Source organism: Staphylococcus hyicus (assembly GCF_000816085.1).
Classification (GTDB): domain Bacteria; phylum Bacillota; class Bacilli; order Staphylococcales; family Staphylococcaceae; genus Staphylococcus; species Staphylococcus hyicus.
This window is the reverse complement of the sequence record NZ_CP008747.1, coordinates 2,305,040-2,327,671: the sequence shown is the minus strand read 5'-3', so window position 1 is coordinate 2,327,671 and position 22,632 is coordinate 2,305,040. Positions and strand designations below refer to the sequence as shown.

The window sequence follows — 22,632 nt, the reverse complement described above, 5'->3', positions numbered from 1 at the left end:
GCGAAACACATCTAAAAAATAATTTCAAAAAGTTGTTGACTTGAGAATCGAAAGTGTGTATAATCAATTCTTGTCGAGTCGAAAGAAAACGACGCATGAACATTGAAAACTGAATGACAATATGTCAACGTTAATTCCAATAATTTTGAGTACGTAACGTACTTTTAAGAGTGATTGGCTTAAGCAATCAATGAGCTATATCAAGCTTACTTCTTTTATGGAGAGTTTGATCCTGGCTCAGGATGAACGCTGGCGGCGTGCCTAATACATGCAAGTCGAGCGAACAGATGAGGAGCTTGCTCCTTTGACGTTAGCGGCGGACGGGTGAGTAACACGTGGGTAACCTACCTATAAGACTGGAATAACTCCGGGAAACCGGGGCTAATGCCGGATAACATGTTGAACCGCATGGTTCAACAGTGAAAGACGGTCTTGCTGTCACTTATAGATGGACCCGCGCCGTATTAGCTAGTTGGTAAGGTAACGGCTTACCAAGGCGACGATACGTAGCCGACCTGAGAGGGTGATCGGCCACACTGGAACTGAGACACGGTCCAGACTCCTACGGGAGGCAGCAGTAGGGAATCTTCCGCAATGGGCGAAAGCCTGACGGAGCAACGCCGCGTGAGTGATGAAGGTCTTCGGATCGTAAAGCTCTGTTGTTAGGGAAGAACATATGTGTAAGTAACTGTGCACATCTTGACGGTACCTAACCAGAAAGCCACGGCTAACTACGTGCCAGCAGCCGCGGTAATACGTAGGTGGCAAGCGTTATCCGGAATTATTGGGCGTAAAGCGCGCGTAGGCGGTTTTTTAAGTCTGATGTGAAAGCCCACGGCTCAACCGTGGAGGGTCATTGGAAACTGGAAAACTTGAGTGCAGAAGAGGAAAGTGGAATTCCATGTGTAGCGGTGAAATGCGCAGAGATATGGAGGAACACCAGTGGCGAAGGCGGCTTTCTGGTCTGTAACTGACGCTGAGGTGCGAAAGCGTGGGGATCAAACAGGATTAGATACCCTGGTAGTCCACGCCGTAAACGATGAGTGCTAAGTGTTAGGGGGTTTCCGCCCCTTAGTGCTGCAGCTAACGCATTAAGCACTCCGCCTGGGGAGTACGGTCGCAAGACTGAAACTCAAAGGAATTGACGGGGACCCGCACAAGCGGTGGAGCATGTGGTTTAATTCGAAGCAACGCGAAGAACCTTACCAAATCTTGACATCTTTTGATCGCTCTAGAGATAGAGTTTTCCTCTTCGGAGGACAAAATGACAGGTGGTGCATGGTTGTCGTCAGCTCGTGTCGTGAGATGTTGGGTTAAGTCCCGCAACGAGCGCAACCCTTAAGCTTAGTTGCCATCATTAAGTTGGGCACTCTAAGTTGACTGCCGGTGACAAACCGGAGGAAGGTGGGGATGACGTCAAATCATCATGCCCCTTATGATTTGGGCTACACACGTGCTACAATGGACAATACAAAGGGCAGCAAAACCGCGAGGTCAAGCAAATCCCATAAAGTTGTTCTCAGTTCGGATTGTAGTCTGCAACTCGACTACATGAAGCTGGAATCGCTAGTAATCGTAGATCAGCATGCTACGGTGAATACGTTCCCGGGTCTTGTACACACCGCCCGTCACACCACGAGAGTTTGTAACACCCGAAGCCGGTGGAGTAACCATTTTGGAGCTAGCCGTCGAAGGTGGGACAAATGATTGGGGTGAAGTCGTAACAAGGTAGCCGTATCGGAAGGTGCGGCTGGATCACCTCCTTTCTAAGGATAATATACGGAATATCGCCTTAGGCGATACGGAATAACGAAGACATATTGTATTCAGTTTTGAATGCTCATTTTGAGGATTCAACATTGTACATTGAAAACTAGATAAGTAAGTATAGATTTTACCAAGCAAAACCGAGTGACAAGCGAAAAGCTTGAAACAAAAAATTATCGCTAGTCGTCGACAGACGACTCACAATAATTAATAACTGGTGGATGTTGGTTAATGTTTACTTCGGATGACAGATGTTTTGAAAACGTTTGTCAGTCTATGAATCGCAAACAAGAGCGAAGGCGCTTACTTCCGTAAGCAACTGAGTGATTTGTGCCGCGATGAAGCCGAATGCAAACGATTGCCAAAACATCATAAAGATTAAGTTATTAAGGGCGCACGGTGGATGCCTTGGCACTAGAAGCCGATGAAGGACGTTACTAACGACGATATGCTTTGGGGAGCTGTAAGTAAGCTGTGATCCAGAGATTTCCGAATGGGGGAACCCAGCACGAGTTATGTCGTGTTATCCGCATGTGAATACATAGCATGTGAGAAGGTAGACCCGGAGAACTGAAACATCTTAGTACCCGGAGGAAGAGAAAGAAAAATCGATTCCCTGAGTAGCGGCGAGCGAAACGGGAAGAGCCCAAACCAACAAGCTTGCTTGTTGGGGTTGTAGGACACTCTGTACGGAGTTACAAAGGAATATGTTAGACGAATAACCTGGAAAGGTTAATCATAGAAGGTAATAATCCTGTAGTCGAAAACGTATACCCTCCTGAGTGGATCCTGAGTACGGCGGAGCACGTGAAATTCCGTCGGAATCTGGGAGGACCATCTCCCAAGGCTAAATACTCTCTAGTGACCGATAGTGAACCAGTACCGTGAGGGAAAGGTGAAAAGTACCCCGGAAGGGGAGTGAAAGAGAACTTGAAACCGTGTGCTTACAAGTAGTCAGAGCCCGTTAATGGGTGATGGCGTGCCTTTTGTAGAATGAACCGGCGAGTTACGATCTGATGCAAGGTTAAGCAGAAAATGTGGAGCCGTAGCGAAAGCGAGTCTGAATAGGGCGAATGAGTATTTGGTCGTAGACCCGAAACCAGGTGATCTACCCTTGGTCAGGTTGAAGTTCAGGTAACACTGAATGGAGGACCGAACCGACTTACGTTGAAAAGTGAGCGGATGAACTGAGGGTAGCGGAGAAATTCCAATCGAACTTGGAGATAGCTGGTTCTCTCCGAAATAGCTTTAGGGCTAGCCTCAAGTGATGATTATTGGAGGTAGAGCACTGTTTGGACGAGGGGCCCCTCTCGGGTTACCGAATTCAGACAAACTCCGAATGCCAAATAATTTAACTTGGGAGTCAGAACATGGGTGATAAGGTCCGTGTTCGAAAGGGAAACAGCCCAGACCACCAGCTAAGGTCCCAAAATATATGTTAAGTGGAAAAGGATGTGGCGTTGCCCAGACAACTAGGATGTTGGCTTAGAAGCAGCCATCATTTAAAGAGTGCGTAATAGCTCACTAGTCGAGTGACACTGCGCCGAAAATGTACCGGGGCTAAACATATTACCGAAGCTGTGGATTGTCCTTTAGGACAATGGTAGGAGAGCGTTCTAAGGGCGTTGAAGCATGATCGCAAGGACATGTGGAGCGCTTAGAAGTGAGAATGCCGGTGTGAGTAGCGAAAGACGGGTGAGAATCCCGTCCACCGATTGACTAAGGTTTCCAGAGGAAGGCTCGTCCGCTCTGGGTTAGTCGGGTCCTAAGCTGAGGCCGACAGGCGTAGGCGATGGATAACAGGTTGATATTCCTGTACCACCATGATTCGTTTTAAGCGATGGGGGGACGCAGTAGGATAGGCGAAGCGTGCTGTTGGAGTGCACGTCTAAGCAGTAAGACTGAGTGTTAGGCAAATCCGGCACTCATTAAGGTCAAGCTGTGATGGGGAGAAGAAACATGTTTTCTTCGAGTCGTTGATTTCACACTGCCAAGAAAAGCCTCTAGCTAGAAGATTGGTGCCCGTACCGCAAACCGACACAGGTAGTCAAGATGAGAATTCTAAGGTGAGCGAGCGAACTCTCGTTAAGGAACTCGGCAAAATGACCCCGTAACTTCGGGAGAAGGGGTGCTCTTTGAGGTTCACGCTTCGAAGAGCCGCAGTGAATAGGCCCAAGCGACTGTTTATCAAAAACACAGGTCTCTGCTAAACCGTAAGGTGACGTATAGGGGCTGACGCCTGCCCGGTGCTGGAAGGTTAAGAGGAGTGGTTAGCATTAGCGAAGCTACGAATCGAAGCCCCAGTAAACGGCGGCCGTAACTATAACGGTCCTAAGGTAGCGAAATTCCTTGTCGGGTAAGTTCCGACCCGCACGAAAGGCGTAACGATTTGGGCACTGTCTCAACGAGAGACTCGGTGAAATCATAGTACCGGTGAAGATGCCGGTTACCCGCGACAGGACGGAAAGACCCCGTGGAGCTTTACTGTAGCCTGATATTGAAATTCGGTACAGTTTGTACAGGATAGGTAGGAGCCTTAGAAGCGTGAGCGCTAGCTTACGTGGAGGCATTGGTGGGATACTACCCTAATTGTATTGGATTTCTAACCCGCAACTCTTATCGAGTTGGGAGACAGTGTCAGGCGGGCAGTTTGACTGGGGCGGTCGCCTCCTAAAGAGTAACGGAGGCGCTCAAAGGTTCCCTCAGAATGGTTGGAAATCATTCATAGAGTGTAAAGGCATAAGGGAGCTTGACTGCGAGACCTACAAGTCGAGCAGGGTCGAAAGACGGACTTAGTGATCCGGTGGTTCCGCATGGAAGGGCCATCGCTCAACGGATAAAAGCTACCCCGGGGATAACAGGCTTATCTCCCCCAAGAGTTCACATCGACGGGGAGGTTTGGCACCTCGATGTCGGCTCATCGCATCCTGGGGCTGTAGTCGGTCCCAAGGGTTGGGCTGTTCGCCCATTAAAGCGGTACGCGAGCTGGGTTCAGAACGTCGTGAGACAGTTCGGTCCCTATCCGTCGTGGGCGTAGGAAATTTGAGAGGAGCTGTCCTTAGTACGAGAGGACCGGGATGGACATACCTCTGGTGTACCAGTTGTCGTGCCAACGGCATAGCTGGGTAGCTATGTATGGACGGGATAAGTGCTGAAAGCATCTAAGCATGAAGCCCCCCTCAAGATGAGATTTCCCAACTTCGGTTATAAGATCCCTCAAAGATGATGAGGTTAATAGGTTCGAGGTGGAAGCGTAGCGATACGTGGAGCTGACGAATACTAATCGATCGAAGACTTAATCAATTTAGTTCATAAGGTGATGCTTGTGAAATAATACTTACTATCTAGTTTTGAATGTATAATCATTCATTTTACGAAGTGACATGTTCGAATGCGAACGTTTGACACGAAGTAAAACATTGTTTGGTGACAATAGCAAAGAGGCCACACCTGTTCCCATGCCGAACACAGAAGTTAAGCTCTTTAGCGCCGATGGTAGTCGGACTTACGTTCCGCGAGAGTAGGACGTTGCCAAGCAAATGGACCCCAAGTACAATATGTGCTTGGGGTTTTTTGTTTATCAAGATATAAAAGTTGACAGTCGTATGTCTAAAGTTTAAAAAAATGGCATGCGTTCGCTAGCGTTTATAATATCTTTAGTATAAAAAAATTGCTTCCCTTGTCCTGTATAAGCAGGTTCTAAAATTAAATTTGTTGTTGCAGCATATAACCATTGGGGATGAATACCTGAATTTAAAATGTCTTGGAATTCTTGAAATGCTTTATTCCAATCTAAATGAATGTCCATGTTTTTCACCTCGTTCGTATTATAGAACATATGTGCGTGTTTTTAAAGTATATTGATTAAATTGTCGAGTATTCATACATAGGAAAGCGGTGTAGCGTGATAGGATTAAATTAAATGATGGAAGAGGTAGATAGTGATGAAAGGACCTTTGAATAAGTGTTTGGAAGAATGGGCAACACACACACCAATATCGATGCATGTCCCGGGGCATAAAAACGGGACAATTGGTAATTTGCCAAATGTGAACAGTCAATTTGATGTCACCGAAATTACAGGGTTTGATGACTTACATCATGCGGAAGGTGTTTTAAAGGAAAGTATGAATACGCTCACACGTCATGCTGACTATGATGCGTTTTATCTCGTAAATGGTACAACGAGTGGCATTTTAGCGGTGATTCATGCATTTCATTATGTGTCGGGTAATGTAATCATGTCGCGTAATGTACATAAATCTGTATTTAATGCGTTAGATTTAGGACATCAACACGCCAAAATCTTGCCTACTAAAGTCGATAATGAAACACTTCAATATGTGGAACCAGTGATTCGTCAAACATATTTGAATCAAGGAAAGTTAGGGGTAATCACCTATCCCAATTACTATGGTCAAACGTTTGATGCTCAATCTGTGATACAACAGTTTCACGACTCGAATGTTCCCGTTCTTGTTGATGAAGCGCATGGCGCGCATTTTGATATTCAAGGCTTTCCAAAGTCTACTTTAAATTTTGGGGCGGATTATGTGGTGCAGTCTTTCCATAAAACATTACCGAGTTTAACAATGAGCTCAGTACTATATGTTCACAAAAAAGCGCCTCAACGTGACGCTGTGATAAATCTCTTACAAACTTTTCAATCGTCAAGCCCGTCGTATTTACTCATGGCGAGTTTAGAGTCAGCAAACTATTTTTATCAATCCTATGAAAGTGACTATTTTTTTGAACGTCGTGTAGAAGTGATTCAAGCGCTACAAGAAAAACAATTAGAAGTGACATTGGTAGACGATCCATTGAAAATTTTAGTTTATCATCCAGCATTAACGGGTTATGAACTCCAACAACTCATGGAAGCTTTACATATTTATGTAGAACTTGCAGATGAGAATCATGTGTTGTGGATACTACCATTGTGGCATTCGGATGATACGTTCCCGTTAGATGACTTATTAGCACGCATTCAACAACTTCATGTACCAAATCAAACGCGTCATAATAACGATGTGCCACAGTTGTTATATACGGGTGAGGGTGATTATGTGCCAGATTCATTTGAGCATACACGTGAGGTTTCCTATCACTTAGCAGAAGATACGATTTTAGCGAAACATCTCATTTTATATCCGCCAGGTATTCCAACGTTATTGAAGGGCGAAAAAGTGACTGCATCTATGATAAAATTAATTGACTATTGGGTTGAAAAAGGTCTTCGAGTTGAAGGTCTTACTGAAGGCAAAATTAAAGTGAAGGATGACTAATATGGCATTATTTATTACGATAGAAGGACCTGAAGGATCAGGTAAGACAACGGTATTGAAAGCAGTTGTCGAATATCTTTCTAAAGATTACGACGTGATTGCCACGCGCGAACCAGGCGGTGTTAAAACTGCTGAAGCCATTCGTAATATCTTACTAGAAGGCGATACGATGGATGCTCGAACAGAAGCGTTATTATTTGCGGCAGCACGTAGAGAACATCTCGTAGAAAAAGTATTACCAGCGCTTAATAAAGGAATCAATGTGATTTGCGATCGTTTTATCGATAGTTCACTTGCTTATCAAGGCTATGCTCGAAACATTGGAGTCAATGCTATACAAACAATTAATGATTTTGCGATTGAAGGGCATTACCCTGATTTAACATTATATTTAGATATTCCTGCAGAAGTTGGGCGCGCGCGTATTTTACAAAATCAACGTGCTCAAAATCGTTTGGATAAAGAAGATGAAGCGTTTCACACACGTGTCATAGAAGGTTACCAACAATTAATAAAAGACGATCCAGAGCGCTATGAAATTATAGATGCGGCGCAGCCCGTGGATGCAGTCGTACAAGATGTGATTGCCGCGATTAAGCGTCGTTTCGTACAATAAGTGGTGACAATGTATGACATAATGGAACATGTTTTAAGAGATCAAAATCGTTTATAATGAAATGACACATTAATTTGAATTTTATGATTCAGCCATGAGTGATGAAGTGACATATGATATAATAATGTTCAAGAGGTGCATGAGACTATGAAAATGATAATTGCAATTGTTCAAGACCAAGACAGTCAAGAACTCTCTGACCGACTTGTCGAAAATAATTTCAGAGCAACAAAACTTGCTTCAACGGGTGGTTTTTTACGCGCAGGTAACACGACATTTTTAAGTGGTGTTGATGACAATCGTGTAAACGATATCCTTGAAGTAATTAGTCAAACATGTGGAAACCGCGAGCAATTGGTTTCTCCAATTACACCGATGGGAGGGAGTGCGGATTCGTACATTCCTTACCCAGTTGAAGTAGAAGTTGGCGGGGCAACCGTTTTTGTAATGCCAGTCGAATCGTTTCACCAATTTTAGATGATAACGAAGGTTGTGGTAGCGTATGCGGGTCTTTATGGCAGTGTATACGACTGTCCAACCTTTTTTCTTTAAATACACAACTGTCGGTGATGACTGAATATGAGTGTTGTGTATAGAATAAATTAAAAATCTAATTCAATCATCAGGATAGGGAGATAAAGGAGTCGTGACATGAAGGAAATTGAGCAATTACTTAAAGCGTATTCTAATCAAAAGCTTTCTCACGCGTATTTATTCGAAGGTGACGATTTAGAAACGATGATCACAACGGCAGTGACGTTTGCGTCGCATATTTTGTGTCAAGACAATGGCCAATGTAAAGCTAAAATAGAGGCGCACAATCACCCGGATTTTCATTATGTTAAAACTGATGAGACAACCATTAAAAAAGCACGCATCGAGCAACTTGTCCATCACATGAATCAATTGCCAATAGAAAGTGACTTTAAAGTATATATCATACAAGATTTTGAACGTTTAACCGTACAAGGTGAAAACAGTATTTTAAAATTTTTAGAGGAACCCCCTTCCAATACAATTGCCATACTTATTTCTTCTAAACCTGAACAAATTTTAGATACGATTCATTCAAGGTGCCAACATGTCTATTTTAAACCGATGCATCGTCACACGTTTATTGAACGTCTCGTTGAACATGAGGGGGTATCTAAACCAGTGGCAGAGTTTATCAGTACGTACACTACACAATTTGAAGAGGCGCGCCAGTTGAACGAAGACAATGATTTAATACAATTACGAAAGCAGACTTTACAATGGTGTGACCGTTTACTCAAGCAACGTGACATGGCGCTTATCGGCATTGTAGAGTTATTGAAACATGCGAAAAATCGTCGCCTTCAATTGCTTACTTTGGCGGGAATTAATGCATATTTTCAAGATTTAATGTACATCAAATCAGGAATGACGTCTCGCATTACATTTTCAGAGTTACAGTCATATTATGAAACACGTGTACAACAGTTAAGTTATCGTCATTTAACCTACATCATTGAACAAATAACAGAAGCACATAAAAAACTCAATCAAAACGTAAATCCTACGCTTGTATTTGAGCAAATTGCAATTAAAGTAAAGGGGTGATGCACATGTGCATTGTTGTAGGTGTTTATTTTAAAAAATCCAATACCCTTGAATATTACGCACCATGTCAAGATGAGTTGGCTGAAGGTACAGCCGTTGTTGTGGAATCACAACGTGGTTATGAATTGGGAATAGTCAAGCATGCACCGAAAACGATTAATGGGGAAGATGTGGCACAGCCATTAAAACCTGTTGTGCGTGTGGCGACTGAAGAAGATGTGTGCGCGCAAGAAGCAAATGATATCGCTGCTGACGAAGCATTAGCCTTATGTAAAGCATATGTTGCTGATTTAGCGTTGGATATGCGATTGGTCAATTGTGAATATACGTTAGACCGGTCTAAAGTGATTTTTAACTTCACTGCTGATGAACGTATTGATTTCCGTAAATTAGTACGTTTACTCGCACAAAAATTAAAAACGCGTATTGAACTGCGACAAATAGGTGTGCGTGATGAAGCCAAGCTTTTAGGTGGTATTGGCCCATGTGGCCGCTCATTATGTTGTTCGACGTTTTTAGGTGATTTTGAACCTGTGTCTATCAAAATGGCGAAAGATCAAAACTTATCGTTGAATCCATCTAAAATTTCAGGTGCATGTGGCCGATTAATGTGTTGTCTTAAATATGAAGACGACATGTATGAAGCGGCGCGTGAACAACTGCCGGATGTAGGTGAAGTTATCGATACCCCAGAAGGACGTGGTGAAGTCGTGAGTCTAAATGTTATTAATGTCACGATGCACGTTAAAGTAGAAGGCTTCGAACAAACGTTAGAATATCATCTTGAAGAATTAAAAACGATGAATTAAGGAGGAGGTCCATTGGATCGTAATGAACTTTTCGATCGGTTAATGCAACTCGAGCAAAATGTAACGTTGATTCAAGAAAATATGGAACAACTGAAAGCATTAACGGTAGAACTTGTCGAAGAAAATGTAGCATTACAAACTGAAAATGATCATTTAAAATCATTATTACATCAACAACAAGCGACTTCTGAAAAAGAGGCAACAAAAGTGAAAAAGCGTGCCACAAAACAACTTCAAAGTCGTGAATATTTTGCGAAATTATACCACGAAGGCTTCCATATTTGTCATGATGTTTTTGGTAAACATCGTAAAGGAGAAGACTGTATATTTTGTTTAAATGTGTTAAACAGTAAGAGAGATAATGAGTGAGTTTAATTTAGATTTGCGGAGAAACGAGTAGAGGTGGCAATGTGTTACAACAAGGTGAGCGTTTAGATTATTTAGTCAAAGAAAACTTACGCATTATACAAAATGACGCGGTGTTTTCCTTTTCAACGGATGCATTACTTCTTGGACATTTTACAAAACTTAGAACGCGGGATCGTATTCTAGATTTATGTACGGGTAATGGTGTCATTCCATTGTTATTATCAGCCAAAGGGCCCAACGCTATTACTGGCATTGAAATCCAACAAACGCTGGTTGATATGGCTCAACGTAGTGTGGCGTATAACGCGTTATCTTCACGTATAGAAGTCATTCATGATGACATTCAAAACGTCACGCGACGCTTTAAGCCATCCTCATTTGATTTAGTGACGTGTAACCCACCCTATTTTAAAATCAATCAAATGAATCAACATCAAATTGAAGCGCACAAAATCGCGCGACATGAGGTGTATTGTACGTTAGACGATTGTATTCGTGTAAGTGGTCATGCATTGAAACAAGGTGGTCGTTTGATGATGGTACATCGTGCTGAGCGTTTATTAGATATTTTTGAATCCATGCGACGTTATGCGATAGAACCGAAACATTTACATATGATATATAGTAAACCTGGAAAAGATGCACAAACCATTGTTGTTGAAGGGCGTAAAGGTGGTAAAGAAGGATTAAAACTTGCGCCACCATTTTATATTTATGATAAATCAGGTCAGTACACTGATGATATGAAGGCGGTGTATTATGGGTAACCATTATATTTATATTGTCCAGTGCAAGGACGCGTCTTTATATACTGGCTATACAACAAATATAGACGCGCGTATTGCGAAACATAATGAAGGTAAAGGGGCTAAATATACGAAAATGCGACGTCCTGTTCAATTGATGTATCAAGAATGCTTTGACACGAAGTCTGAAGCATTAAAACGAGAATATGCCATTAAGCAATTAAGTCGTGACGCGAAATTACGACTGATTAAAGGAGCCTTAGCATGACACATTTATATTTAGTGGGAACACCGATTGGTAATTTAGAGGATATGACATTTCGTGCGATACGTATACTGCAAGATGTCGACGTGATTGCATGTGAGGATACTCGTGTGACAAAAAAATTATGCCACCATTTTGATATATCCACACCATTACAATCTTATCATGATCATAATAAAGACCGAATGACTGAATCATTAATTGCGATGTTGTTAGACGGAAAATCCGTCGCACTCGTCTCTGATGCAGGCCTGCCTTTAATATCTGACCCGGGTTATGAATTGGTCGTTCAAGCACGTGAAGCGATGATCCCAGTGACACCTATCCCAGGGGCAAACGCAGGATTGACAGCATTGATGGCCAGTGGATTGCCTTCCTTTGTTTATACTTTTTTAGGATTTTTACCTCGAAAAGCGCGTGAGAAAAAAGAGATTTTAGAAACACGAATGTTCCAAGAAAGTACATTGTTATTGTATGAGTCTCCATATCGCGTTAAAGACACATTGGAAGTAATTCAAGAGATTGACTCTGAGAGACGTATCACACTTGGACGTGAATTAACAAAAAAATTCGAACAAATTTCAACAGCTAAAGTGACGGATATGTTAGAACTTCTCGAAGATACAATTCCTTTAAAAGGAGAATTCGTCATTCTTATCGAAGGGCAAGAGGCGATTGAAACAACAAAGTGGTTTGAGTCACTCTCCATTCATGATCATGTAGAGCATTATATTCAACAAAATATGAAACCAAAACAAGCGATTAAACAGGTCGCAAAAGACCGGGACGTGCCTAGTAAAACCATCTACAACATGTATCATCATATTGAATAAAGTAACGGTACAATAATCTTGAAAGATGTCAAGTTGGTAGATTGAAAAAGCTAGGGATTTTCGATATATTAGATAAGATAAGAAATGAGGAGGAGCGCTGATGGTAAAAGATACATTTTATATTACTACACCGATTTATTATCCAAGCGGTAATTTACACATTGGCCATGCATACTCTACTGTAGCAGGGGACGTTATTGCACGTTACAAACGTTTACAAGGATACGATGTACGCTATTTAACGGGAACAGATGAGCATGGACAGAAAATACAAGAAAAAGCTCAAAAAGCAGGGATGTCTGAAATAGAGTATTTAGACACTATGATTGATAGTATTAAAGCATTATGGAAAAAGCTAGATATTTCTAATGATGACTTCATTCGTACGACAGAAAAACGTCATACTGCAGTCGTTGAGAAAATCTTTGAAAAGTTACTAAAACAAGGTGATATTTACCTTGGTGAGTACGAAGGTTGGTATTCTGTTCCAGATGAAACGTACTATACCGAAACACAATTGGTTGAGCCAGTATATGAAAATGGCAAAATCGTGGGCGGTAAAAGTCCGGATTCAGGGCATGATGTTGAGCTTGTGAAAGAAGAAAGTTATTTCTTTAAACTCTCAAAATATACGGATCGTTTACTTGCTTTTTATGATGAACATCCTGAATTTATTCAGCCTCCATCTCGTAAAAATGAGATGATTAATAACTTTATTAAACCTGGGTTAGATGATTTAGCGGTATCACGTACATCATTTGACTGGGGTGTAAAAGTGCCATCAAACCCCAAACACGTCGTTTATGTATGGCTTGATGCGCTCGTTAACTACATTTCAGCATTAGGTTATTTAACAGATGAAGATGAATTGTTCAAGAAATATTGGCCGGCGGATATTCATCTTATGGCAAAAGAAATTGTGCGTTTCCATTCTATAATTTGGCCGATTATTTTAATGGCATTGGATGTACCACTACCTAAAAAAGTGTTTGCACATGGTTGGATTTTAATGAAAGACGGTAAAATGAGTAAATCTAAAGGTAACGTGATGGATCCGAATGTACTTATCGATCGCTACGGTTTAGATGCGACACGTTACTACCTCATGCGTGAATTACCATTCGGTTCAGATGGTGTCTTTACACCTGAAGCTTTCGTTGAACGTACGAATTATGATTTAGCGAATGATTTAGGAAACTTAGTCAACCGTACGATTTCAATGATTAATAAATATTTTGATGGTCAACTTCCAGCATATCAAGGTCCACAACATGAATTGGATAAAGATATGGAACAAATGGCGTTAGACACTGTGAAAGCCTATCACGAAAGTATGGACAATTTACAATTTTCTGTCGCGCTTGCGACTGTATGGAAGTTTATTAGCCGTACGAATAAATATATTGATGAGACGACGCCTTGGGTTTTAGCAAAAGATGAAACTAATAAAGCAATGCTTGGCAACGTAATGGCCCATTTAGTTGAAAACATTCGTTATGCAGCAGTGTTATTGCGTCCATTTTTAACACACGCTCCGTATCAAATTTTTGAACAATTAAATATTCAGAATAAAGCGTTGTATGAGTTCGATAGCTTGCAATCATACGGTCAACTTAAAGAAGATATTATGGTATCATCGCAACCGACACCGATCTTCCCACGTTTAGACGTGGCTGCTGAAGTAGCGTATATAAAAGAAAGTATGCAACCACCGAAACCAGAAGTGGAAGACGTACCGTCAAAAGCACAAATTGATATTAAAGATTTCGATAAAGTTGAAATTAAAGCAGCAACGATCATTGATGCTGAAAATGTAAAAAAATCGGATAAATTATTAAAAATTCAAGTCGATTTAGACCACGAACAACGTCAAATTATCTCAGGTATTGCGAAGTTTTATCAACCAGATGATATCATTGGGAAAAAAGTGGCGGTTGTTACGAATTTAAAACCCGCAAAATTAATGGGACAAAAATCAGAAGGTATGATATTGTCTGCTGAAAAAGACGGCGTACTGTCGTTAGTGAGCTTACCGAATGCAGTTCCTAATGGTGCAATCATTAAATAATGCCCATCAAAAATTGTAAGACACGCGTGAAGCAGCAATGGAAACGGCCCGTATTTTGCATTTAGGCTATATTGAAAGGCACTGAGGGGTGGGACTTTGATATCAAATTGTTTAATTTGGTGAGGGTCTCACCCTTTTAATACGAATTAGGAGGAATGACAATGTTAATTGATACACACGTACATTTAAATGCGAATCAGTATGATGAAGATTTAGAAGCGGTGATTGAGCGTGCGCGAGATGCAGGTGTGGACCGTATGTTTGTCGTAGGTTTTGATACAAAAACGATTGAACGTGCGATGAAATTAATCGATGATTATGATTTTATTTATGCAATCATTGGTTGGCATCCGGTTGACGCCATTGATTGTACAGATGAGCGTTTAGATTGGATCGAATCTTTATCTCAACATCCCAAAGTCATTGGTATTGGCGAAATGGGCTTGGATTACCATTGGGATAAATCACCTAAAGATATTCAAAAATCAGTGTTTAGAAAACAAATCGCGCTGGCAAAACGTGTGCAATTACCGATTGTAATTCACAACAGAGATGCAACACAAGATTGTATCGACATCCTATTAGAAGAGCATGCTGAAGAAGTGGGCGGTATTATGCATAGTTTTAGCGGTTCACCTGAAATTGCAGATATTGTCACACAAAAACTCAACTTTCACATTTCACTTGGTGGTCCAGTAACATTTAAAAATGCGAAACAACCGAAAGAAGTAGCAAAACATGTACCGTTAGATCGCCTGTTAGTAGAGACAGATGCACCATTTTTAACACCGCACCCATATCGTGGAAAACGAAATGAACCTGCGCATGTGACGCTCGTAGCACAACAAATTGCAGATTTACGAGGCATTTCATATGAAGAAGTAGCACAACAAACCACTCAAAACGCAGAACGCTTGTTTAATTTGGTATAACAGAGGTGCCTAAATGAAAATAAATGAATTTATCGTTGTAGAAGGTCGTGATGATACGGAACGTGTGCGACGGGCTGTTGAATGTGACACGATTGAAACGAATGGAAGTGCAATAGATCGGACGTGTCTCGATGTGATACGTCAAGCGCAAGAGACCCGAGGTGTCATCGTCTTAACCGATCCTGATTTCCCGGGTGATAAAATACGCGCCATTATTCGAGAAGCTGTTCCAGGTGTTAAACATGCGTATATCGATCGTGAAAAAGCCCAAAATAAACGTGGTAAAATTGGCGTGGAACATGCGTCGTTTGATGCTATTCGAGAAGCGTTGATGCATGTCTCTTCGCCATTATCAGAATCTGAAGAGACCATTGATAAAGCGACACTCATAGATTTAGGTCTCATCATCGGCCCAGATTCAAGACGTCGTCGTGACATTGTCGGACGTCGGTTACACATTGGTCATTCAAATGGGAAACAATTATTAAAGAAACTCAATGCGTTTGGCTATACAGAACAAGATGTGCGCCGCGCATTAGGAGAAGAGGAGTAACACATTATGCATGAGAAAGATATTGCTACCCCAACCCGTACCCGTGCATTATTAGAACAATATGGCTTTAGCTTCAAGAAGAGTTTAGGTCAAAACTTTTTAATCGATGTAAATATTATTAATAATATTATTCATGCAAGTGGGATTGATGAACGTACTGGTGTCATTGAGGTGGGGCCTGGTATGGGATCATTAACGGAACAGCTTGCTAAAAATGCTAAACACGTTATGGCATTTGAAATCGATCAACGCTTAATACCAGTTTTAGAAGACACATTGTCTCCATATCACAATGTGACTGTAATTAATGAAGATATTTTAAAAGCAGACGTGAAAAAGGCAATTGATACACATCTGGCAGATTGCGACAAAATTATGGTGGTTGCCAATTTACCATACTACATTACGACGCCGATTCTATTATCGTTACTCGAAGCAGACTTGAATATCGATGGTTACGTGGTCATGATGCAAAAGGAAGTTGGAGAGCGCCTAAATGCAGCGGTAGGGACAAAGGCATATGGGTCCTTATCAATCGTTGCGCAATACTATACAGAGACCTCTCGCGTCCTTACAGTTCCCAAAACAGTCTTTATGCCACCACCAAATGTTGATTCAATTGTAGTGAAGTTAATGAAGCGTGGAAGACCTATCGTTCATGTTGACGATGAACAACAATTTTTTAAATTGACGAAAGGTGCATTTGGGCAACGCCGAAAAACCATCTTCAACAATTATCAAAATGTATTTCAAGATGGTAAAAATGTAAAACTTGAAATTATGGCCTGGTTGGAGGCAGCTGGCATCGATCCAAAACGTCGTGGCGAAACGCTTTCTATACAAGAATATGCACGTTTGTATGCAGAGTTGGAAAATTTCCCAAAATTGACATTATAAAATGATTGACTTTCTATAGCGGCATTGATAAAATTAAAATTTTATTTGACTCAAACTCTCTAAATGTGTTATACTACACTAGTAGCGAGGTGGAGCAATATGCCAAAATCTATTATAGACATCAAAAATCGTCTTGATTGTCAGTTAGGAAATCGTATTGTACTAAAAGCTAATGGGGGACGTAAAAAAACAATAGAACGTTCTGGTGTGTTAAAAGAAACATACCCTTCTGTGTTCATTGTTGAACTAGACCAAGATAAGCACAACTTCGAACGAGTGTCCTATACTTATGCAGATGTACTTACTGAAAATGTACACGTATCATTTGTAGAGGAAGACTTACAACAAGAGGCAACGGCGCAATAATACTTATTAGATTGATAAGTTGTACATATTGGGAGTGGGATTGAAATCTTTAGGAGTAGATTTCAACATCTCACTCTTTTTTAGTGTTTCAATTCAATTTAAATTGTGCTGAGTTAATGAATAATTTATACTATTTGAATGTTAAAGTGCGGGAAAGTTAGAAATGGATACTTTTTAAATATTTAGGTTATGAGCCGCACCATCGTAAAGGGACTTATGGTAAAATCACAGTAATACCATTTAAAAAGAGGAATTGATAGTATGATTTATGAAACGGCTCCTGCTAAAATTAATTTAACGTTAGATACTTTATTTAAGCGAGATGACGGTTATCATGAAGTCGAAATGATTATGACGACAATTGATTTAAATGATCGCTTGTCTTTTGAAAAACGTCAGGATGATCAAATTGTTCTACATGTTGATGAAACATACATTCCTTCTGATGAGCGTAATTTGGCATACCGTGCTGCGCTATTAATGAAAGAAACGTATCAGATTAAAGAAGGCGTAACGATTACTTTAGAGAAAAATATCCCCGTTGCTGCTGGTTTGGCAGGTGGGTCAAGCGATGCTGCTGCAACGATGCGTGGAATGAACCGTTTATTCGGACTTAACCGAAGCTTGGATGAATTGAGTGAATTATCTGCAGAGATTGGTTCTGATATTCCTTTTTGCGTGTATGGTACAACGGCATTATGCCAAGGGCGCGGTGAAAAGATTACGTTGCTCAATCGCCCGCCATCGTGTTGGGTGATTGTAGCAAAGCCGCAAGCTGGATTATCTACACCTGAAATATATAATGGCCTTGATTTAAACCGTCCATTTGAAGTACATACCCTAGCGTGTATGTCGGCGATAGATGAACAGGATTATGCAGGTGTTTGCAAAAGTTTATCGAATCGCTTAGAGCCTGTGTCTATGGCATTACAACCTGAAATTCAAAAAATAAAAGAAAATATGCTGAATAACGGTGCGGACGGTGCGTTGATGAGCGGCAGTGGCCCGACAGTCTACGGATTTGCGCAACGCGAGCGCCAAGCACGTCATATTTACAACGCTATTTGTGGTTGTTGTAACGATGTATATTTAGTGCGAACGTTAGGATGATTTTGAAAGGATTTGATGATACATGAGATATAAAAGAAGTGAACGTATCGTCTTCATGACACAATATTTAATTAATAATCCGAATAAGCTCGTGCCACTCACATTTTTTGTAACGAAATTTAAACAAGCAAAGTCATCAATAAGTGAAGATGTTCAAATTATTAAAGATACTTTGATTGAAGAAGGTTTAGGTACGATTGAAACTGTGGCTGGTGCAAGTGGTGGTGTACGCTACCGCCCTGAAATGAAAAAAGCAGAAGCAGAAGCGGTTATTGATGAATTAATTCATTTACTTCAAGAAAAGGATAGGCTTTTACCAGGTGGCTACTTATTCTTATCAGATTTAGTAGGCAATCCACCGCTTTTAAAACAAGTCGGAAAATTAATCGCGACGATTTATATGCATGAAGATTTAGACGCTGTTGTCACGATTGCGACGAAAGGGATTTCGCTTGCAAATGCTGTAGCAAGCGTATTAAACTTACCAGTTGTTGTGATTCGTAAAGATAATAAGGTGACAGAAGGTTCAACGGTCTCAATCAATTATGTATCAGGTTCAACACGAAAAATTGAAACAATGGTATTATCTAAACGTACACTAAAAGAACACTCAAAAGTTTTAATTGTAGATGACTTCATGCGTGCGGGTGGTTCGATTAATGGTGTAATCAATTTAATGAATGAGTTTAAGGCTGAAGTAAAAGGGGTATCGGTACTTGTAGAATCTAAAGAAGTCAAGCAAAGATTAATCGAGGACTATACTTCCTTAGTACGGTTGTCCGATGTCGATGAGTATAACCAAGCGTTTAAAGTCGAAGCGGGTAATAGCCTTTCTAAATTTGAAAATTAAAAGGAGCGTTTATCGTTATGCAAACAATTAACACAGATAAAGCGCCTGCTGCAGTTGGACCCTATTCACATGCATCTATTGTCAATGGTATGGTCTACACGTCAGGGCAAATACCTTTAAATTTAGAAGGAAATATTGTAAGTGATGATGTTGAGGCACAAACTAAACAAGTGTTTGAAAATTTGAAAGCTGTACTCGAAGCAGCAGGATCTGATTTAGATCACGTTGTGAAAGTGCTTGTTTTCTTATCTGATATGGAACATTTCCAAAAGGTGAATGATGTTTACGGCACGTACTTTACTTCGCATAAACCGGCGAGAAGTGCAGTTGAAGTGGCACGTTTGCCAAAAGATGTTAAAATTGAAATCGAAGTCATCGCTGAAGTAAAGGATGTATAATATACACTTGAACTTCTTAAATCACTACATTTTCTAACTTATATACTATGGGGGGCTCACTACATGAAAGTGACAGATGTCAGACTTAGAAAAATACAAACAGATGGAAGAATGAAAGCGCTCGTGTCTATTACACTTGACGAATCATTTGTTATCCATGACTTGCGCGTCATTGAAGGTAATTCAGGACTTTTCGTAGCAATGCCAAGTAAACGTACACCAGATGGTGAATTCCGCGACATTGCGCATCCAATTAATTCAGAAATGCGTCAAGAAATTCAGGATGCAGTAATGAAAGTATATGAAGAGACTGATGAAGTCATTCCTGCTCAGAATGATGAAAATAAAGATGAATCTGAGAGTAACGCTGAAGCGTAACTTTCAGTCGTATACACAGGGTTTTGAAGTTATACAAAGGGTAACTTCAAAACCCTTCTTTTATATACATAGTGACGCCTGTACTTATAATGATACAAAGAAAATGTTTTTGTGATACGCCATATTGCATGTGAAAATGTGAAGGATATATACACGACTATAAAATTTATTTTTTTAGTTTAAATCATATTTCATTTCGGAAATAATGCGTTTTCAACGTATCAATTGCTTAAAGTTTTAATCACACGACACTTCAATTCTTCTTTTACTCCTTGAAAGTGACAGTTCGCATAAATTATAATTGTATAGAAGTGTAAAAAAACTGGAGGGTTCATACCATGCAAAAACATGCAGTCGTTTTAGCAGCTGGTAAAGGCACTCGCATGAAGTCAAAGAAATTCAAAGTGCTTCATGAAGTCGCTGGAAAACCTATGATTGCTCATGTTATCGATCAAGTAAAAGCAACGGGTATTGATAATATTGTTACAATCGTAGGCCACGGTGCTGAAAGCGTGAAAGAAACATTAGGGGATGTTTCTAAGTACAGTTTTCAACAAGAACAACTCGGGACAGCGCATGCGGTACAACAAGCCGAAACACATCTTGGTCAATTAACAGGAACGACAGTTGTTGTTTGTGGCGATACACCGTTAATCACTGGTGAGACATTATCTCAATTGATTGCTCATCACGAAGCATCACAAGCTCAAGCTACAGTGTTGTCCGCAACGACAGCGCAACCATTCGGATATGGTAGAATCGTCAGAGATTCAAGTACTGGCGCTTTAAAAAGTATCGTTGAAGAAAAAGACGCAAACGATGAGGAAAAACAAATTACGGAAATTAGTTCGGGAATCTTTGCTTTCGATAATCAAACATTATTCTCATTATTGAACGAAGTGGATAATAACAATGGTCAAGGCGAATACTATTTGCCGCAAGTGTTAACTTTAATTCAACATCACTCTGGCAAAGTTGCAATATATCACACGGATGACTTTGATGAAATTATAGGTGTAAATGACCGCGTGGCATTGAGTCGTGCAACACAACTCTTTCATCAGCGTACGAATGAGATGCACATGCGCAATGGTGTCACACTGCTAGATCCTGCTACTACATATATTGGTGCTAATGTGAAAATTGGCGCAGATACTGTGATAGAAGCTGGCGTTAAACTTTCTGGCCGCACAGTGATTGGTGAAGATGTCATTGTAGGTCAATATTCTGAAATACAGGACAGTGTTATTGAAGATGGCGTAACGATAAAACAATCAGTTATTACAGATGCTCATGTCGGACGTAATTCTACAGTTGGTCCATTCGCCCAACTAAGACCAGGCAGCGATTTAGGTGCAGAAACAAAGGTGGGCAACTTTGTTGAAATTAAAAAAGCACGCTTAGATGATGGCGCAAAAGTCTCTCATTTAAGTTACATCGGTGACGCTGAAATTGGCGCACGTACAAATATCGGATGTGGGTCAATTACAGTGAACTACGATGGGGTGAATAAATTTAAAACCATTGTAGGTAAAGATGCCTTTATTGGTTGCAACACGAACTTGGTTGCGCCAGTTACAGTTGGAGATCGCACTCTTATCGCTGCGGGATCTACTATCACAGATGATGTACCTGAAGAAAGTTTAGCATTAGCGCGTGCAAGACAAACAACGAAACACGGTTATTTAAATAAACAGAAATAGACTTTCAAAGCGACACTTTAAAACATATCAATTCACAAACCTTAAATTATATTGGAGGATAAAACATGTTAAACACCGAATATAAAAATTCGTCTTTAAAAATTTTCTCGTTGAAAGGTAATGAACCCCTAGCTCAAGAAGTAGCAGATCACGTTGGTGTTGAATTAGGTAAATGTACAGTAAAACGATTCAGTGATGGTGAAATTCAAATTAATATCGAAGAAAGTATTCGTGGTTGTGACGTCTTCATCATTCAGCCTACATCTAACCCTGTAAACGTACACTTAATGGAATTATTAATTATGATTGATGCATGTAAACGTGCTTCAGCAGCTAATATTTCAATCGTTGTGCCTTATTATGGATATGCACGCCAAGACCGTAAAGCGCGTAGTCGTGAACCTATTACTGCAAAATTGGTGGCAGATTTATTTGAAACTGCAGGGGCTGACCGTATGATCGCGTTAGATTTACATGCGCCACAAATTCAAGGGTTCTTCGACATTCCAATCGATCACTTAATGGGTGTACCTATTTTAGCGGATTACTTCTTAAACAATAAAGATATTGACCCGGATAAATATGTGGTTGTCTCTCCAGACCATGGTGGTGTGACACGCGCACGTAAACTTGCAGACTTCTTAAAAACACCAATCGCGATTATTGATAAACGTCGTCCGAAACCTAACGTAGCCGAAGTCATGAATATTGTGGGTGAAATCGAAGGGCGTACAGCGATTATTATAGACGATATTATTGATACAGCGGGTACAATTACTTTAGCGGCTCAAGCATTAAAAGATAAAGGTGCAACAGAAGTTTATGCATGTTGTACACACCCGGTATTATCTGGTCCAGCAAAAGAACGTATCGAAAACTCAGCGATTAAAGAATTAATTGTGACGAACTCTATTCAACTTAAAGACGATCAAAAGCCAAGCAATATTATCGAATTGTCAGTGGCTGAACTTCTTGCACAAGCGATTGTACGTGTTTATGAACGCGAATCAGTAAGTGTATTATTTGACTAATCGGTGTTGACTTAATTGTTAATTTTGTGTAAAATATTTCTGTTCGTGACATAACGGACAAATACACACTTGCAA

The 22,632-nt window shown here is 40.5% G+C and carries 21 protein-coding genes and 3 rRNA genes; 23 read left to right on the top strand and 1 reads right to left on the bottom strand.

The window, feature by feature from the left end; genetic code table 11:
• The first annotated feature begins 214 nt into the window (after positions 1-214).
• From SHYC_RS11085 to rrf, 3 genes are all read left to right on the top strand, one after another.
• Positions 215-1,766, top strand: a 16S ribosomal RNA gene (locus SHYC_RS11085).
• 377 nt (positions 1,767-2,143) lie between these two features.
• Positions 2,144-5,070, top strand: a 23S ribosomal RNA gene (locus SHYC_RS11080).
• Positions 5,071-5,189: 119 nt separating this feature from the next.
• Positions 5,190-5,304: ribosomal RNA gene (rrf, locus tag SHYC_RS11075) — 5S ribosomal RNA — on the top strand.
• Together the 16S, 23S and 5S rRNA genes form the textbook arrangement of a ribosomal RNA operon.
• 79 nt (positions 5,305-5,383) lie before the next feature.
• On the opposite strand, the gene SHYC_RS11070 is transcribed toward rrf, so the two are convergent.
• Positions 5,384-5,575 carry a hypothetical protein gene (locus SHYC_RS11070; protein ID WP_039647149.1) on the bottom strand — a complete coding sequence of 64 codons (192 nt, stop codon included), beginning with the start codon at positions 5,573-5,575 and terminating at the stop codon, positions 5,384-5,386.
• Between the two features lie 136 nt (positions 5,576-5,711).
• On the opposite strand from SHYC_RS11070, the gene SHYC_RS11065 reads away from it, so the two are divergent.
• The 20 genes from SHYC_RS11065 (at position 5,712) to SHYC_RS10970 (ending at position 22,557) form a co-directional block, all read left to right on the top strand.
• Positions 5,712-7,052, top strand: a complete 1,341-nt coding sequence (locus SHYC_RS11065) for an aminotransferase class V-fold PLP-dependent enzyme (RefSeq protein WP_039647147.1) — start codon at positions 5,712-5,714, stop codon at positions 7,050-7,052.
• A 1-nt stretch (position 7,053) separates the two neighbouring features.
• A complete protein-coding gene (gene tmk, locus SHYC_RS11060; protein WP_039647145.1) occupies positions 7,054-7,668 on the top strand; it encodes a dTMP kinase in 615 nt (204 codons plus the stop codon).
• Between the two features lie 147 nt (positions 7,669-7,815).
• A complete protein-coding gene (locus SHYC_RS11055; RefSeq protein ID WP_039647142.1) occupies positions 7,816-8,145 on the top strand; it encodes a cyclic-di-AMP receptor in 330 nt (109 codons plus the stop codon).
• A 174-nt stretch (positions 8,146-8,319) separates the two neighbouring features.
• Positions 8,320-9,249 carry a DNA polymerase III subunit delta' C-terminal domain-containing protein gene (locus tag SHYC_RS11050; protein ID WP_039647140.1) on the top strand — a complete coding sequence of 310 codons (930 nt, stop codon included), beginning with the start codon at positions 8,320-8,322 and terminating at the stop codon, positions 9,247-9,249.
• Between the two features lie 5 nt (positions 9,250-9,254).
• Positions 9,255-10,058 (top strand): PSP1 domain-containing protein, encoded by an 804-nt coding sequence (locus SHYC_RS11045; RefSeq protein WP_039647138.1) that lies wholly within the window; start codon positions 9,255-9,257, stop codon positions 10,056-10,058.
• A gap of 12 nt (positions 10,059-10,070) precedes the next feature.
• Positions 10,071-10,427, top strand: a complete 357-nt coding sequence (yabA, locus tag SHYC_RS11040; RefSeq protein ID WP_039647136.1) for a DNA replication initiation control protein YabA — start codon at positions 10,071-10,073, stop codon at positions 10,425-10,427.
• A 41-nt stretch (positions 10,428-10,468) separates the two neighbouring features.
• Positions 10,469-11,194, top strand: coding sequence for a tRNA1(Val) (adenine(37)-N6)-methyltransferase (locus SHYC_RS11035; protein ID WP_039647134.1), 726 nt, complete (start codon positions 10,469-10,471; stop codon positions 11,192-11,194).
• Positions 11,187-11,441, top strand: coding sequence for a GIY-YIG nuclease family protein (locus SHYC_RS11030; protein ID WP_039647131.1), 255 nt, complete (start codon positions 11,187-11,189; stop codon positions 11,439-11,441). The genes SHYC_RS11035 and SHYC_RS11030 overlap by 8 nt, the downstream gene beginning before the upstream one ends.
• Positions 11,438-12,271 (top strand): 16S rRNA (cytidine(1402)-2'-O)-methyltransferase, encoded by an 834-nt coding sequence (rsmI, locus tag SHYC_RS11025; protein WP_039647129.1) that lies wholly within the window; start codon positions 11,438-11,440, stop codon positions 12,269-12,271. The genes SHYC_RS11030 and rsmI overlap by 4 nt, the downstream gene beginning before the upstream one ends.
• Positions 12,272-12,371: 100 nt before the next feature.
• Complete coding sequence (gene metG, locus SHYC_RS11020) at positions 12,372-14,339, top strand: methionine--tRNA ligase (protein WP_039647127.1); 1,968 nt, start codon at positions 12,372-12,374, stop codon at positions 14,337-14,339.
• A 161-nt stretch (positions 14,340-14,500) separates the two neighbouring features.
• Positions 14,501-15,271, top strand: coding sequence for a TatD family hydrolase (locus SHYC_RS11015; RefSeq protein ID WP_039647125.1), 771 nt, complete (start codon positions 14,501-14,503; stop codon positions 15,269-15,271).
• Between the two features lie 13 nt (positions 15,272-15,284).
• A complete protein-coding gene (rnmV, locus tag SHYC_RS11010) occupies positions 15,285-15,824 on the top strand; it encodes a ribonuclease M5 (protein WP_039647123.1) in 540 nt (179 codons plus the stop codon).
• 3 nt (positions 15,825-15,827) lie between these two features.
• Entirely contained in the window at positions 15,828-16,721 is an 894-nt protein-coding gene (gene rsmA / locus SHYC_RS11005; protein ID WP_182736192.1) for a 16S rRNA (adenine(1518)-N(6)/adenine(1519)-N(6))-dimethyltransferase RsmA, read from the top strand.
• Positions 16,722-16,820: 99 nt separating this feature from the next.
• Positions 16,821-17,087, top strand: a complete 267-nt coding sequence (gene veg, locus SHYC_RS11000) for a biofilm formation stimulator Veg (RefSeq protein WP_039647119.1) — start codon at positions 16,821-16,823, stop codon at positions 17,085-17,087.
• A gap of 261 nt (positions 17,088-17,348) precedes the next feature.
• A complete protein-coding gene (gene ispE / locus SHYC_RS10995) occupies positions 17,349-18,197 on the top strand; it encodes a 4-(cytidine 5'-diphospho)-2-C-methyl-D-erythritol kinase (RefSeq protein WP_039647117.1) in 849 nt (282 codons plus the stop codon).
• Between the two features lie 22 nt (positions 18,198-18,219).
• Positions 18,220-19,047, top strand: coding sequence for a pur operon repressor (gene purR, locus SHYC_RS10990; protein ID WP_039647115.1), 828 nt, complete (start codon positions 18,220-18,222; stop codon positions 19,045-19,047).
• A 17-nt stretch (positions 19,048-19,064) separates the two neighbouring features.
• Positions 19,065-19,445 carry a RidA family protein gene (locus tag SHYC_RS10985; protein WP_037568090.1) on the top strand — a complete coding sequence of 127 codons (381 nt, stop codon included), beginning with the start codon at positions 19,065-19,067 and terminating at the stop codon, positions 19,443-19,445.
• 63 nt (positions 19,446-19,508) lie between these two features.
• Positions 19,509-19,823, top strand: coding sequence for a septation regulator SpoVG (gene spoVG / locus SHYC_RS10980; RefSeq protein WP_039647114.1), 315 nt, complete (start codon positions 19,509-19,511; stop codon positions 19,821-19,823).
• A 338-nt stretch (positions 19,824-20,161) separates the two neighbouring features.
• Positions 20,162-21,526, top strand: coding sequence for a bifunctional UDP-N-acetylglucosamine diphosphorylase/glucosamine-1-phosphate N-acetyltransferase GlmU (gene glmU, locus SHYC_RS10975; RefSeq protein WP_039647112.1), 1,365 nt, complete (start codon positions 20,162-20,164; stop codon positions 21,524-21,526).
• A gap of 65 nt (positions 21,527-21,591) precedes the next feature.
• On the top strand, positions 21,592-22,557 hold the full coding sequence (locus SHYC_RS10970) for a ribose-phosphate diphosphokinase (RefSeq protein WP_037567998.1): 966 nt from the start codon (positions 21,592-21,594) through the stop codon (positions 22,555-22,557).
• Positions 22,558-22,632 lie beyond the last annotated feature (75 nt).